This window comes from Corynebacterium sp. HMSC05E07, from assembly GCF_001807225.1.
In the GTDB taxonomy this organism is placed as follows: domain Bacteria; phylum Actinomycetota; class Actinomycetes; order Mycobacteriales; family Mycobacteriaceae; genus Corynebacterium; species Corynebacterium singulare.
In genome coordinates this window covers 1-13,476 of the sequence record NZ_KV788207.1, presented here as the reverse complement: position 1 = coordinate 13,476, position 13,476 = coordinate 1, and the positions used below count along the sequence as shown (strand labels likewise).

Here is a 13,476-nt window from a genome sequence, read left to right as displayed (position 1 = left end):
CGACCATGGTCGCCTTCCAGGATGTTGTTGAGGTATTTCACCTGCCGGTGTACCACTGTTGGCGGGCAGATTCCCTCCGCCTTCAGCTCGGATATTGCCTTGGCCAGAGCTGGTGCCTTGTCGGTGTTGATGACCCGCGGGGACCCGGCTGTCGTATTCGATCGCAGCGTCTTGGCCAGGAAACGCTTGGCCGCAGCCACATTCCGTTTTGGTGAGAGGTAGAAATCTAAGGTCTGCCCACCGGCGGTAATAGCCCGGTAGAGATAGCACCACGTGCCGCCGACCCGGATATAGGTCTCATCCACCCGCCAGGACCGGGCCTGCCAGTCGGGTACCTGCCGGTACCAGCGAGTGTGCTTATCCAGCTCAGGGGCGTATTTCTGCACCCAGCGGTAGATCGTGGTGTGATCGACTGGCACACCCCGCTCGGTCATCATTTCTTCGAGGTCGCGGTAGCTCACGCCGTAGCGGCAGTACCACCGCACCGCCCACAGGATGATGTCACGGGGGAAATGCCGACCGGAGAAGATGCCCATGGCTCTGATTATTTCACGCCGGTCTTTCTACTGCCCCAACTTTGCAACAGCACCGTTCCTGGCATTGTTTTACACGTGGCTAGCGAGGTCTAGGCCTTATGTTTACAGAAAGTGGTGAGTGTGGTGTCAGCGGCTAGTGATTCTGGTTCGCGTGGGCAGCGGGTGGGCTATATCCGTGTTTCCACGGTGGAACAGAATAATCAGCGGGCCATGTTCGGCCCGAAAGGCCGTCTCGAGCGCTAGGCCTTACCGTCACCGTAAATAAGCCCCGAAAACTTTGCAGATTCGGGGCACTATCTACCGTGAACGACGATCGTCGTGAGCGCGGCTAGCGGTTCAGGCTTCTAATAACCACAACCAGAGCAATGATGAGCCCGAGTAGGACTAACAATCCCAGACCACCGATGAGAGGAAGAGGGATAGCAGAGAAGAAGGAGGAGTCGTCGTTGTCTTGCGCCTGGTTATTGGAGTTGTCCTGCGCGGTTGGCTCCGGTGCCTCTGAGGGTTTCTCGGTCTCGAGCTTGACCGGCGCAAAGGTTGGCTCGGGGACTGGGTCGCCGAAAACATCGGTCACGAGGTCATACGTAAGAACAGGCAGCTGGGTGGTTTCGTCGATCTCTTGGTCAGTCAGGAACTGCTCATAGTTGACAGCGATATATTGCTCGCCGCCCTGCCACACGCTTTCGATTTCCGACATCCCAGAGCCGTCGTTGTGTGAGCCGCCGTAGCGGTTGGCGAATAAGATGGGCGCTGGATAACTGAAGTCTTGGCTGTTGTCCTTCTGGACGGTTGCGCGGTACCCTTCCATGCGAATCTCACTGCGCGCGTCGTTGTAGGCGGTCAGAACTAGTCCATCACCAGGTTTGGAGTGCTCGAAATCCTCCGCTTCTTCAACCATGGATACCTTGCCCGCGAGTTGCTGCCCGTGCTCGACAGGGATGCGGTAGAAATGCGTTTCACCAGGAACAATCTGGGCACGCACGGGCTGCTTAGGGGAAAGTTCGGTGGCATCGGTGAACCACGTTCCAGGAGTAACCTCAGTGGGGGCTCCGGAGGCTGTGACGGGACCTGCTTCAGTCTTTTCCTCGGCCGGGTCCGGTTGACCGTCCATATCCGGCTCGCCAAAGCGGGTGATGGTCACTTCTACGCCGAGCTCTTCATCCTGCTTCCAGTCACCTTTTCGCTCGATAGCGAAGGCGAGTTCATCGGAATCGCATCCCTCTTCACCGCCCTGGGTGCTATACAAAGTCGCTGTTTGGTATTGGTTTACCGAGGAGTCAGTGGCCGTGGCGGTGTCGAGCTCGCAGTATAGATCGACTGAGTCAACATCTAAATGGAGTGATCCGCCTTTTCGGAAGTTATTAATACTCGGCTCTTGCGTCGTGTTGGCGCTGATGACAATGCGTTCGCCTTCGGCAATCGGGGTGGTGAAGAAGGTCGTGGACTCAGCGGAGTGCCCTTTACCTTCCGTCGGCGGAAGGGTGGTGGAGAAGGCCTCTACTTCACGGTTGACCTTTGCCGGTGAGGCTTCCGATTTACCGCCTTCGATCTCCTCTAAGTCTGATTCGTAGGCGTTGTAGGTGCGGGGTGCTGCACGGCGTAGTTCTTTGGCTAGGCTGTCGGCGTCGGAGGCATCGGCATAGGTGCCGCCGGTGGCGTCAGCAATGCACTGCAGCTCCTGCTGAGCCTCAGGCTCAACGTTGAAGCCCACCGTGTTGATGACGAGATCGATACCTTGTTCCTTCAGTTCTTTTGCTACGTCACACACTGGTGGTGGAGTACAGGTGGCCACGCCGTCGGACACCAAAATGATGCTGCGCTGGCCCTCTTTGGGAAGCTCGGCCGCGGCCTTGCGCAGGGACTCACCAATAGGTGTAAAACCTCGTGGCTGCAAGCCATCCATGTGGGTAATCATTTTCTCGGAGTTGCCGGCTTCCGGTGGCGTGACCACGGTGATGTCCTGGCAGCCAGCTGCCTCATCCTCGGGCGCCTCGCCGGTGTTACCGCCGTAGGTGACAAGGCCCAGTGGGGCGTCGTCACCGGCTTCTGAGATGAAGGTCCGAGCGGCGTCTTTCGCTGCGTCGATGCGGGTCTGGCCGCCGGCGTCGTTGGTGATCATGGAGCCAGAAGAATCGAAGACCACCATAGTTGGAGCCATAGTGGTGGAGCCAGACGGAGCATTCGACGTGGATGGGCTGGGTGGTTCTACTGTCTTATCGTCGGCAGCAGCTACCGGGAAAACCCCAGACACAATGGCAATGGCGATGGCGGCTAGGGTGCCAAGTAATGCGGTGAATCGTGATGTCGGCGAGAAGCGAGGCGCTGTGTTCATGTGAGTCAAGTTACATGCAGCGTGGAAGTCTTGTCGCCGAAAGCAGTTCACGAGGGGAGTGGCCCCCACTGTTAGCCGTCCAACGCCCGTAGATAAAACCACTGAATCAACGCACGCCGGGGAATATCGAGTAGCGGGCGCAGGAAGGTGAAATGGGCGGGCTGGGAGGAGGCATCGACAAGCAACAGCGTGCGCCCATCCCGCAAACGTTCCAGCGTAAAGGTTTCCTCACCGCGCTCGATATGGCCGGGCAAAGTGCCATATGTGAATCCGCAGTGTCCTTCGTCACGGAACACATCCACCACTCGGCAGCGAAACGTCCAGAGCCCTAACCTCATACTGACCTCTGCGCCTTCCTCCACGACGTCATGAGTTGCTCGCACGCGAAAGAGGCCGCTGCGCTGCAATCCCCAGCGAAACAGCTTGTTGGCCGCGGTGTCGAAGTCGGTATCGATGACGCGGGACATGTGCAGCTGCGGGAAGCCCTCAGTGGAAGAGTACGACAGTGGCTCAGGCATGGGTTTAGCCTAGTCAAACCACCGTTAAAAGAAGCTTTAAAGCCGTAAAATTAGGGTTATGCAGGAGAAAAGACAACGCCTGATCGTCCCCGACTTAGCGCGCGGTACAGCTCTGTTGGGGATTGCCATGGCGAACACCGTGCAAAGTTGGGTGGTCAATGAGTGGTCTTTGGGACCGAGCTCCACCGTGGGCGGAGTGCGCCCAGACAGCGCCGTGGACGTCATGTCAGCAGTCTTTGTTGCCATGTTTGTGCGTGTGCGTGGCCTGCCCATGTTTTGCATGCTCTTGGGCTTTGGCGTGGGACTCATTGTGGCCAGTCTGCAGCGCAAGGGCTATACCCCCAAGGAATCCCGCCGCGTCCTCATCCGCCGCTATGGACTGCTGGCGGTGTTTGGGTTAGCGCACGGCTTCCTGCTTTTCGACGGCGACATCATGTTCCTGTACGGCCTCATGGGCGTTGCTTTGGCCTTGGTGTTTATGTTCTCGACACGTGTACTGCGGCGCATTTCCTACTGGTTCTTTGGTGGTTTCGCGGCTTTTACGACTTCAGGTGCTATTGCGACATACTTTGGCTACTTCAATCCCATGCCCACCTCACGGCCGATGACCGGGGATCTTGTGAGCTTCGGGGATTTCTTTGCCCGTAACATGCGCGGTGAGGTTGCCGCGCTAGGTCAGCTTCCCATGGCGTTCCTCGGGTTGGTCGGAGTGATTCTCATTGGCTACATCTGGGCGCGGGAGGGCGTACTTGCTAGTGTCAGTGCTCATCGCCGCATTCTCATCACCTGGGTTGTCATCGCGAGTGCGGTCATCGTCTTCATCGGCCTTCCGTGGGGCCTGTCGGCAGCCGATGTTCTGCCGAGCAAGCTCGAGCCGGTGTTCTTCATGCTCAACCAAGCTTTCGGCTTCCTCACCGGCCCTGGAATCCTGGCAACACTGGCGCTACTTACTGAGAAGCTTAACAACCGCGTTCCTCTGTGGGCTTCGGCCTTCGTGGCACTGGGCAAGCGCTCAATGTCGGGTTATATCGCCCAATCGGTGTTCTTCATCATTCTGGTGACCCCGGCCGGCTTCGGGCTCGGTGCTCATGCCTCGGTAACCGGAAAGATTGCCATTGGCTTGCTGGTCTTTGTTCTCACGCTGATAGTGGCCGCGGTGCTTGAGGCGTGGGGCAAGCCCGGCCCGTTCGAGTGGGTACACCGCCGCTTGGCATATGGCCCAACCAAGCGAATTGAGCCTAAACCGCAGGCCGCGCAAGCTTAACCTCTTCCGGCGTCAGTTCTGACTAGGCATCTTTGCCTTCATCAAGCAGCCAAGTGCAGAGCTCCTCCTGTGCGCGGTCGACGCCGCCCGGGTAGTTTTCTTCGAGCTCCATCTTCACGTTATCAAAAATCCGCTCGGAGATGAGTTCGGCGCGCTCCCTACTGAGCTGCCCCCGCAGCTCATCGAGCGGCACCTTGAGCTCCGTGTATGGGCTCGGCCGGAAATACCATGACCGCATGTCGTCGGAATAGACCACGATGATTGTCTTCGTCATCTGCGATTCCAGCACAACATTTCCAAATACCAGTGACGTCAGCGTCTTCGATTCCATGGCTGCGATTGTAGGCTGTCGCCGATGATCTAGCTGCCGAGACAAAAGAGAAGACCCAGAACCAACACGTTCTGGGTCATCGGGAAATTTAGTAATTAGCGGTGGAGGCGTGCGTTAAAGATGGCAAGGCCGGGACCGTGAATAGGCTCCACCTCAACAATTACCTTGTCCAGCCCGCTGATGTTGATGGGGCTAGAGTTTACTACCTGACCGGGCCTAACAACGTAAGACTTCGCGTATTCTGCGCGATTTTTGCCGAGGAAGACCTTCACGACGGCGGAGTCGTTGCCCTCCCTGCGCTTGATGTTCTCATCCCAAGCAAGGCTAAAGGTCAGGGTGTTGTACTTGCCATTCAGATCGCCTCGTCCGACGTAGGCTTCACTGTCTGATGTGGTGCGGGTGCGGACCATGGTGTCGGTGATGGTTTGACCATTGACCGAAATGCTGTTGACGTAGTCCATATTCAGCAGGTACTGACCCGATCTTGGCTGAACAAGGTTTTCGCTTGTCACTGATGGTCGCGGGGCTGGCTGGGTCGCGTTGCTGGGGTTAGGATTCGAGCTGCCAGCACCGTTAACGGCACCGGCGATGATGGCGATGATGGTGAGAATGGCACCAATAATCTGCGGCAGAGTTTGCTGAAGCCTGTAAAGATGAATCATGAGAGCTCCTTGAGAGAGAAGAGAATCGCCAGTATGTGGCAGATTTATAATGCCGCCTGTGTGCCCACTGTGCAATAGTTGTCAGGGATCAGTTGTGAAGGGTGTTGCAGGAGGTGCAGGGATGCGCTCAAGTGGTAGCCAGTTAAGCGAAAAGGTCTATTTTCTCGTGCCCCCGGGGGTGGGGTTCAGGCAGGGGTGACGGGTTGGACCGAGAGATAGTTTGCGTCCCCAGCACAGCCTTGGAGCCCTTCGACGCGGATGAAAGCACTGGCGGTCTCTCCGGGCGGGTAGACGCGGAGGCCATCGGCGGGCTGCGGTTGGCAGGTTGCAGGATCCATGATGCCGACGACAGTCATCTTCAGGCCAGCGCGGGCAGATTTGCCTGGCTCGAGGGTTACCGTCGCGGTGGGGAGGCCGGTTTCGCGCTCAGCAGCGACGCCAAGCTGCGTGCCGTCGTCGTTCGTCACCGCGGAGACACCGGGAAAGCCGGCGAGAGTGCACGGAACGTTGGAGGTGTTGGTGAAGACGATATCTGCTAGGTGCGAACCGGCCGCGCCCTGCTCATTGTTGAGACTGATCTCGAGCTGTGCTGTGCGGCATGTCCCGTCGTTAGCTCTGGCGGGGGTTGTATCGACTTTGCCCTCTTCCGTCGTCTCAGACGACGAAGCACCCACCGCAGGATCGTCCGCGGAAGCTGGCGGTGCGGCCACGGCGTCAGCTTTATCGGGCGATTGCGGATGAGCGGGGCCATCGGAGTCCGGGGAGGAGGCAGGGGTGATGGGGGAGACGTCGGAAAGCGTGGCGTCTGTGGTGTCATCGGTGCTGCAGCCAGTCACCATGAGAGCCAGGGAGCCGGCGGTGAGAACGGAAATCAGTCGCTGTGTAGTCATACCCCGAGCCTAGGCGCTGGGAGGGTCGAGCTTTTCTACAGCGGGGAACACGCTGTCCTTCAGTAACGGTGCGACATCCACGTCCGGAGCGGCCGGATCGACCCAGGCAAGCTCTGGGATCTCCTCGTTCGGCTGGGGGTTCGTGACGGTCTCCTGGGCAAGGTAGACGTGCATTTGTGTCTCAGGTCCGCCGGTATAGGTTCCGAGACGACGCAGGTGGTTCTTTTCAAGTGGCATGCCGATGGCTTCATGGGCGATCGCTATCGCGGCTAGGGCGGGATCCACCTCCGAATCGATGGCGCCGAAGGGGAGGACGAATGCGGGCATATCGCCGGTGTTGATGACCAGGATGCGGCCGGAAGAGTCACGCAGCACGACGGCAACAAGCTCTTGAGAAGATGTAGAAGACATGGCTTCCATGGTAGGTCGGGTCGGGATGAAAATATTGAGGGGGCACCCGAAAACTGGCAGTAATGTAACGGCTTGGACACAGTCCCACACGTTAGAAACGCGGGACCATACTCGCGTGGCATCATGGGTAAGTCTTATAGACCAATACGAGAAGAAGTGAAAGAGGAATTGCGTAATGCGAAAAATCCCGCACCTTAAGAAAGTCCTTGTGGGCTCGGCTTTCGCAGGTGCGTTTTTCCTGGGTAACCCGGTGGCCGGCGCCCAGGAACTCCCCACCATCCCGGAGCTTGACTCGGCGGGCGTCGTGGACCAGGTGCGTGCGGACTTGAATTCCGTGGGCATTGAGACCAAGCCAGTAGACGCTGCGCTTACCGACGTCCTCGATACCGCCGTCAACGGCGCCGCTGCGGCAGCGGTACAGGACGCCTCCAACGCGATTGCGTCTGCGGTAAATTCCCCCGCGGCTCGCCAGGTTGCGGACCAGGCACAGCTGCCAGCCCTCCCGACGGGGGAGGATTACGCTGGTGTCGATGCCATTACGGGGGAACCGCTGACCAATCCGGAGCCGATTGGTCTCCTGCAGGAGGCCACGCAGCCGGACTTCGTGCCAAAGGGCACTGACCCGAACTACGTGTGGAAAAATGACTCGTTCTCCAAGATTGCGGCTGGCAAGCCGCAGGCGGACTATGTCCTGCACCGAGTGCCTGGTTCTTTCTACGATGCTCCGCAGATTCCGGAGGAATCCAACACCGCGATGACGAACGGTAAGTCCCTCTACGGACCTGGAACTCCGCTCTACATCAGCGAAGACACCATGTGCACGCTGACTGCGGCCGGTACCGATGCCGAAGGCCGTAAGGTCGGCATCACTGCTGGTCACTGCGGTAATGTTGGTGACCCTGTGTCCTCGGCGGATTCCTGGCAGGTCGGCCCCACCGGCACGGTGGTGAGCAAGAACTCCTACCTGGATTACTCGCTCATTGAGTTCGGCTCAAAGGCTGACGTCACCCGCAGCTACAACGGTGTTACCGCCTACGGCGTTGGCGGCACGACGAAGCCGGGGGATATCACCTGTAAGCGCGGCGTAGCCACCGGCACCACCTGCGGTATGACCTTCCAGCACGGTAAGCAGATCTCCGTCAATCAGGTCTGCGCCATGGTCGGTGATTCCGGCGCTCCAGTCTTCCGTGACGGACGCATCGTCGGCTCGGTTTCCCGCGGTTTGTTCCCGGGCCTGCCGTCGTGCCGCACCCCGTGGCAGGGTGCGCTGCACAACCCGACGGTTGTAGCGAACACCGACGCTATTGTGGCGGATCTGAACCGCCGCGGTGAGGTAGGTTCGGGATTCACGCTTCCGGAGAACTAGACGTACGTTTCTAACATTTAAGGCCCCGGATCGTTAAAGATCTGGGGCCTTATTTGATCGAAGTGACCTACGCGGCGCGGTTCGCTGGGGCGCCGCGCGGGCTAGGAGAGGGCGGTGAGGGCGGCGTCGTGAAGCTTGCCGTTGGAGGCAAGCGCGGAGCCGCCGTGGGGGCCGTCCTCGCCGCGAACGTTGGTGAAGCGGCCGCCGGCCTCAGTCACCAGAAGGGCCGGGGCGGCCAGATCCCAGAGAGAGACCTCGGGCTCGGCAGTAATGTCGACAGCGCCCTCGGCGACTAGGCAGTAGTTCCAGAAGTCACCGTAGCCGCGCAGGCGCCAGACCTTATCGGTGAGGGATACGAAGGCGTCGCGAGATAGGCCCCAGCCGGCCAGCGAGCTCATGGCTAGGGACGCATTCTCCAGATCAGCGACCTCGGAGACGCGCAGGCGCTTGGGCTCACCGCCGAAGACACGGAAGGCGCCAGTGCCCTTGGCCGCGTACCAGCGGCGACGAAGAGCGGGGGCAGAGATGACGGAGACGACTGGTTCGCCATCTTCAAGCAATGCGATCAGGGTGGCCCACACAGGCACGCCGCGAACGAAGTTCTTGGTGCCGTCGATGGGGTCGATGACCCACTGGCGGCCCTCGTAGCAGGCTTCGCCGCCAAATTCTTCGCCCAAGACCTCATCGCGCGGGCGGGAGCGCTTCAATGCCTCACGAATGGCCTTTTCGCAGGCCAGATCTGCATCTGAGACTGGGGTCATGTCCGGCTTGTCCTTGACCGAGAGGTCTGTGGCTTCAAAGCGGTGCATGGTGACAGCATCCGCGTGGCCTGCCATCTCTAGGGCCAGGCCGAGGTCCTCTTTGTACTTACCCACGGAGCCATTCCTCCATCTGATCGACTACCTGTTTATTACCCGCGATACACCATTCCACACCGCCGGCAGTAACCTTGCGCGCCGCGCCGCCAGCAGCAAGCACAAGCGCCTGACCGGGGAACCAATCCCAGTCTTTAACGGAGTGCTGCATCCATGCTCCCCACGTGCCGTCAGCCACAGAGGACAGGTCGACGGAGCCAGCACCCAACATGCGCACGGTGGCAAAGTGCGGGGCAACCTTGTCCCAGGCTGCGGAAATTTTCGGGTCGGTGATGCTTGAAGGGTGGAGGTACGTGGAGAGGCAGAGGTCTTCCGCGGGGACGTCGACAAGCGGCGTCACCTCCTTGCCGTCCAGGGTCGTGGCGTGGTCGCGGCCGCCGAACCACGTGTAGCCCATGGCGGGGCGGTGGACGGCGCCGAGGATGACCCCAGAGGAATCGGTAAGCGCCAGTGCGGAGCACCAGTAGTCGAAGCCGGAGGCGAAGTTGAAGGTGCCGTCGACTGGGTCGATGACCCAGGTGCGGCCGGACTTCGACTCACGGTTAGCGCCCTCCTCGCCGACGATGCCGTCCTCGCCGCGCAGAGCTTCGAGGACGCCCGCGACGAAGCGCTCGGCGGCAAAGTCGGCGTCAGTGACGACATCCGCACGGTCTGTCTTCTGGGATACGTCCACACCCTGTTCGCGCAGGCGCCAGGCTAGGCGGCCGGCGTTGTAGACGAGCGCTTGGGCAAGGTGGGCATCAGTATCGTCCGCATGGGCAACGATGAAGGTCTTGATGATGGCATCGATCATCTCGGTGAGGCTTGGCTGGTCACTCATGCCGCCTATTGTCGCGCTAAATGCGGCCGATGGCTAATCAGAGGGCAAGAATAAGTAGAGTAGGGGGCTATGCGTCCGGAACAAACAGCACGACTTGAGGAACTCAGCGCCACCTTGACCTCCATTGAAAAGGTGATGGACCCGGAAGCGGTGTCCGAGCGCGTGCGCGAGCTTGAGGCCCAAGCGGGGGACCCGTCGCTGTGGGACGACCCCGACCACGCGCAACAAGTGACCTCTTCGCTCTCGGCGGAGCAGGCAAAGCTACGCAAGCTCTCCTCCCTGCGTGGAAGGATTGAGGACCTGCCCGTCATGTCTGAGCTTGCGGAAGAAGAGGGCGACGAGGCCTCCCAGGAGCTGGTGGAGGCTGAGCTTGAGGAGCTCGGTGCGGCCATCGAGTCGCTGGAAGTTACCACGATGCTCTCGGGCGAATATGACGAGCGCGAGGCCGTTATCAACATCCGCTCCGGCGCCGGAGGTGTGGATGCCGCGGACTGGGCGGAGATGCTCATGCGCATGTACACCCGTTGGGCTGAAAAGAACGGGCACAAGGTGGATGTCTATGACATTTCCTATGCCGAGGAAGCAGGTATCAAGTCCGCCACCTTTGTGGTGCATGGCGAATACATGTACGGACAGCTCTCCGTCGAGCAGGGTGCGCACCGCCTTGTGCGCATCTCACCTTTTGACAACCAGGGACGCCGCCAGACCTCCTTCGCAGAGGTAGAGGTACTGCCAGTGGTGGAGCAGACGGACTCCATCGAGGTCCCAGATTCCGAGGTGCGCGTGGATGTTTACCGTTCCTCGGGCCCGGGTGGTCAGTCGGTGAACACGACCGACTCGGCAGTTCGCCTTACCCATATCCCGACGGGCATCGTGGTGACCTGTCAGAACGAGAAGTCCCAGATTCAGAACAAGGCCTCGGCGATGCGCGTGCTGCAGGCAAAGTTGCTGGAGCGCAAGCGTCAGGAAGAGCGCGCGGAGCTCGATGCGCTGGGCGCGGGCGGCAATGCCTCATGGGGCAACCAGATGCGCTCGTATGTTCTGCATCCGTACCAGATGGTCAAGGATCTCCGGACGAATTACGAGGTCGGTGACCCATCCAAGGTGCTCGATGGTGACATTGATGGTTTCTTGGAAGCCGGCATTCGTTGGCGCATGGCGGAGAATGAGGCCTAGGCTTAAGTGACGTTTGTTGCTAATGTTGCTTGAGTGATCACTTTTGAGAATGTGTCCAAGGTCTATGCGACGTCGACTAGGCCCGCGCTAGACAACGTGTCCTTCGAGATAGACGATGGCGAATTCGTCTTCCTTATTGGCCCCTCTGGCTCGGGAAAGTCCACCTTTCTGCAGCTCATGGTGCGTGAAACCAACGTGAGCTCCGGGGATATCCATTTCGGGGACTTCCACGTCAACGCGCTCAAGGGCGGTCAGATCAACCAGCTGCGCCAGTCCATCGGCTACGTCTTTCAGGATTTCCGCCTTCTTCCCAAACTCAATGTCTACGACAACGTGGCTTTCGCGTTGCAGGTCATTGGCAAGAAGAAATCGCGTATTGCCAAGCAAGTTCCTGAGGTCCTCGACATGGTGGGCTTGGGGGCTAAGCAGCACCGCATGCCTCATGAACTCTCCGGCGGCGAGCAGCAGCGCGTGGCCATTGCACGTGCCTTTGTCAACCGTCCTAAGCTGCTGCTTGCCGACGAACCCACGGGCAACCTCGATCCCGCCACCGCCGCGGAAATCATGGCCCTACTGACGAAGATCAACCGCCGCGGAACCACCGTGGTGATGTCGACGCACAATGCGCGCGCGGTCAACGATGCCCGCCAGCGAGTCCTTGAGCTGCACAACGGCACACTCGTGCGCGATGAGAAGAACGCAATGTACGGGGAGGCGCTCTAAATGAACTTGGGTTTTGTTTTTCGCGAGGCCGTTAAAGGCTTGGGCCGCAACATCACGATGACCATCGCCATGGTGATCACCACGGCTATTTCCGTTGCTCTGGTGGTGGCTGGTGTTCTCGTCACGCAGATGACGAATGACACTAAAGACATCTACCTCGAGCAGGTAGAGGTTATGGTGCAGCTCAACGAGGACATCTCCGCACACGACCCTGAGTGCACAGACGCGGCGTGTTCCGGATTGAGGAAGAAGCTGGAGGCGGATGACGATATCGAATCCGTTGACTACCGCAGCCAAAAGGAATCCTATGACCGCTTCGTGGAGCTGTTTAAGGAAACCGATCCGGTCATGGTGAAGGAGACCTCGCCGGATGCGCTGCCGGCCGCCTTCCACGTGCGCCTGAAGGATCCAACGGATACCGCGCCTATCGACGCCATCGCGGAGGACCCCGCCGTAAGCGAAATCATCGACCAGCAGGAGGATGTGCGCAGCGCTGCCGGCAACCTCGATGCCATCCGTAACGCCACCTTCATTCTGGCTGCGGTGGTGGCGTTGGCCGCCATCATGCTCATCGCCAACATGGTGCAGATTGCTGCCTTCCAGCGTCAGCGTGAAACCGCGATTATGCGTATCGTGGGCGCCTCGCGCTGGATTACCCACGCACCGTTCATCGTGGAAGCGGTTCTGGGCGCGATTGGCGGGGTTATCCTCGGCGGCGCTGGCGTTTTCTTGGGGAAGAACGTGGTCCTCGACCCCGCACTGAAAGACCTCTATCAGAAGCAGCTGCTGGCTCCCGTGACGTCGAGCGATGTGTGGACGGCACTGCCCATCGTTGGCCTCGTAGCGCTGCTTTTCGCCGCGCTGACCGCCCAGGTGACCATGCGCGCTTACGTTCGTACCTAAGCCCGACCGTGGTCTGTGGAAGGCTGGGGCTCTACTACGAAAAGCCTTCTCCCTTCGCGGTGGAACCAGATGTGGTTTTTGCCTGGCAGTGGCGTAACATAGTCCGAACTATGGCGAAGAAGGCAAAGAAGAAAAAAGGGGCAGCGGCCGATAACAATTCGACCCTGGCCACCAACCGACGTGCCCGCCACGACTACACCATCCTCGATACCGTGGAATGCGGCATGGTGCTCGTGGGCACCGAGATTAAGTCGATGCGCGAAGGCAAGATTTCCCTAGCAGATTCCTTCGCCACCATCGACGATGGTGAGGTCTACATCCGCAACCTCCACATCCCGGAGTACTCCCAAGGAACGTGGACGAACCACTCGCCCAAGCGCACGCGCAAGCTGCTGCTGCACCGCCGTGAGATTGACAAGCTCATGGGCCAGGTGCGCGATGGCAACAAGACCCTGATCCCGCTCAAGGTCTATCTGAAAAATGGCCGCGCCAAGTGCGAGTTGGGCTTGGCCAAGGGTAAGCAGGATTACGACAAGCGCGAAGCGATTAAGCGCCGCGACCAAGACCGTGATATCACCCGTGAACTGGGGCGCCGCGTCAAGGGCATCAACGCCTAGCCAGTGAGCGTCTAGCCTGGGAATGTGATGTCTAGCGACATTTTGGACACGG

15 protein-coding genes and 1 pseudogene are annotated in these 13,476 nt (G+C 59.5%); 7 read left to right on the top strand and 9 right to left on the bottom strand.

The window, feature by feature from the left end; genetic code table 11:
- A partial coding sequence (locus tag HMPREF3149_RS01860; protein WP_246819916.1) for an IS6 family transposase occupies positions 1-536 on the bottom strand: 536 nt, incomplete at its 3' end.
- Positions 537-659: 123 nt separating this feature from the next.
- Here HMPREF3149_RS01860 and HMPREF3149_RS14040 point away from each other — a divergent pair.
- Positions 660-776 (top strand): annotated as a pseudogene (locus HMPREF3149_RS14040) (recombinase family protein); the annotation flags it as partial.
- A gap of 88 nt (positions 777-864) precedes the next feature.
- Here the strand turns inward: HMPREF3149_RS14040 and HMPREF3149_RS01855 are convergent.
- Together HMPREF3149_RS01855 and HMPREF3149_RS01850 are read right to left on the bottom strand one after the other, a co-directional pair.
- Complete coding sequence (locus tag HMPREF3149_RS01855; RefSeq protein ID WP_246819915.1) at positions 865-2,868, bottom strand: vWA domain-containing protein; 2,004 nt, start codon at positions 2,866-2,868, stop codon at positions 865-867.
- 71 nt (positions 2,869-2,939) lie between these two features.
- A complete protein-coding gene (locus tag HMPREF3149_RS01850; protein WP_070536175.1) occupies positions 2,940-3,386 on the bottom strand; it encodes a DUF1990 domain-containing protein in 447 nt (148 codons plus the stop codon).
- Positions 3,387-3,444: 58 nt separating this feature from the next.
- On the opposite strand from HMPREF3149_RS01850, the gene HMPREF3149_RS01845 reads away from it, so the two are divergent.
- A complete protein-coding gene (locus HMPREF3149_RS01845; RefSeq protein WP_070536173.1) occupies positions 3,445-4,650 on the top strand; it encodes a DUF418 domain-containing protein in 1,206 nt (401 codons plus the stop codon).
- A gap of 22 nt (positions 4,651-4,672) precedes the next feature.
- Here HMPREF3149_RS01845 and HMPREF3149_RS01840 read toward each other — a convergent pair whose 3' ends face one another.
- The 4 genes from HMPREF3149_RS01840 to HMPREF3149_RS01825 all read right to left on the bottom strand — a co-directional run bounded on the left by HMPREF3149_RS01840 (position 4,673) and on the right by HMPREF3149_RS01825 (position 6,944).
- Positions 4,673-4,981, bottom strand: coding sequence for a hypothetical protein (locus tag HMPREF3149_RS01840; RefSeq protein WP_070536171.1), 309 nt, complete (start codon positions 4,979-4,981; stop codon positions 4,673-4,675).
- Between the two features lie 95 nt (positions 4,982-5,076).
- Positions 5,077-5,643 carry a carbohydrate-binding protein gene (locus HMPREF3149_RS01835; RefSeq protein WP_070536168.1) on the bottom strand — a complete coding sequence of 189 codons (567 nt, stop codon included), beginning with the start codon at positions 5,641-5,643 and terminating at the stop codon, positions 5,077-5,079.
- Between the two features lie 185 nt (positions 5,644-5,828).
- Positions 5,829-6,533, bottom strand: coding sequence for a DUF4232 domain-containing protein (locus HMPREF3149_RS01830; protein WP_070536166.1), 705 nt, complete (start codon positions 6,531-6,533; stop codon positions 5,829-5,831).
- Between the two features lie 9 nt (positions 6,534-6,542).
- A complete protein-coding gene (locus HMPREF3149_RS01825; protein ID WP_246819914.1) occupies positions 6,543-6,944 on the bottom strand; it encodes an NUDIX domain-containing protein in 402 nt (133 codons plus the stop codon).
- Between the two features lie 175 nt (positions 6,945-7,119).
- Here HMPREF3149_RS01825 and HMPREF3149_RS01820 point away from each other — a divergent pair, with 175 nt between their 5' ends.
- Positions 7,120-8,310: a S1 family peptidase gene (locus HMPREF3149_RS01820; RefSeq protein WP_070536162.1), complete on the top strand. Its 1,191-nt coding sequence runs from the start codon at positions 7,120-7,122 to the stop codon at positions 8,308-8,310.
- Between the two features lie 101 nt (positions 8,311-8,411).
- Here the strand turns inward: HMPREF3149_RS01820 and hisN are convergent, their stop codons facing one another.
- Both hisN and HMPREF3149_RS01810 read right to left on the bottom strand, forming a co-directional pair.
- Positions 8,412-9,185, bottom strand: a complete 774-nt coding sequence (gene hisN, locus HMPREF3149_RS01815) for a histidinol-phosphatase (protein ID WP_042529915.1) — start codon at positions 9,183-9,185, stop codon at positions 8,412-8,414.
- Entirely contained in the window at positions 9,178-10,005 is an 828-nt protein-coding gene (locus tag HMPREF3149_RS01810) for an inositol monophosphatase family protein (RefSeq protein ID WP_070536160.1), read from the bottom strand. The genes hisN and HMPREF3149_RS01810 overlap by 8 nt, the downstream gene beginning before the upstream one ends.
- 69 nt (positions 10,006-10,074) lie before the next feature.
- On the opposite strand from HMPREF3149_RS01810, the gene prfB reads away from it, so the two are divergent.
- The 4 genes from prfB to smpB all read left to right on the top strand — a co-directional run bounded on the left by prfB (position 10,075) and on the right by smpB (position 13,424).
- Positions 10,075-11,181 (top strand): peptide chain release factor 2, encoded by a 1,107-nt coding sequence (prfB, locus tag HMPREF3149_RS01805; RefSeq protein WP_042529919.1) that lies wholly within the window; start codon positions 10,075-10,077, stop codon positions 11,179-11,181.
- Between the two features lie 33 nt (positions 11,182-11,214).
- Positions 11,215-11,904 (top strand): cell division ATP-binding protein FtsE, encoded by a 690-nt coding sequence (ftsE, locus tag HMPREF3149_RS01800; RefSeq protein WP_042529921.1) that lies wholly within the window; start codon positions 11,215-11,217, stop codon positions 11,902-11,904.
- Complete coding sequence (ftsX, locus tag HMPREF3149_RS01795; RefSeq protein WP_070536158.1) at positions 11,905-12,807, top strand: permease-like cell division protein FtsX; 903 nt, start codon at positions 11,905-11,907, stop codon at positions 12,805-12,807.
- Positions 12,808-12,917: 110 nt separating this feature from the next.
- Positions 12,918-13,424: an SsrA-binding protein SmpB gene (smpB, locus tag HMPREF3149_RS01790; RefSeq protein ID WP_042529925.1), complete on the top strand. Its 507-nt coding sequence runs from the start codon at positions 12,918-12,920 to the stop codon at positions 13,422-13,424.
- Positions 13,425-13,476 lie beyond the last annotated feature (52 nt).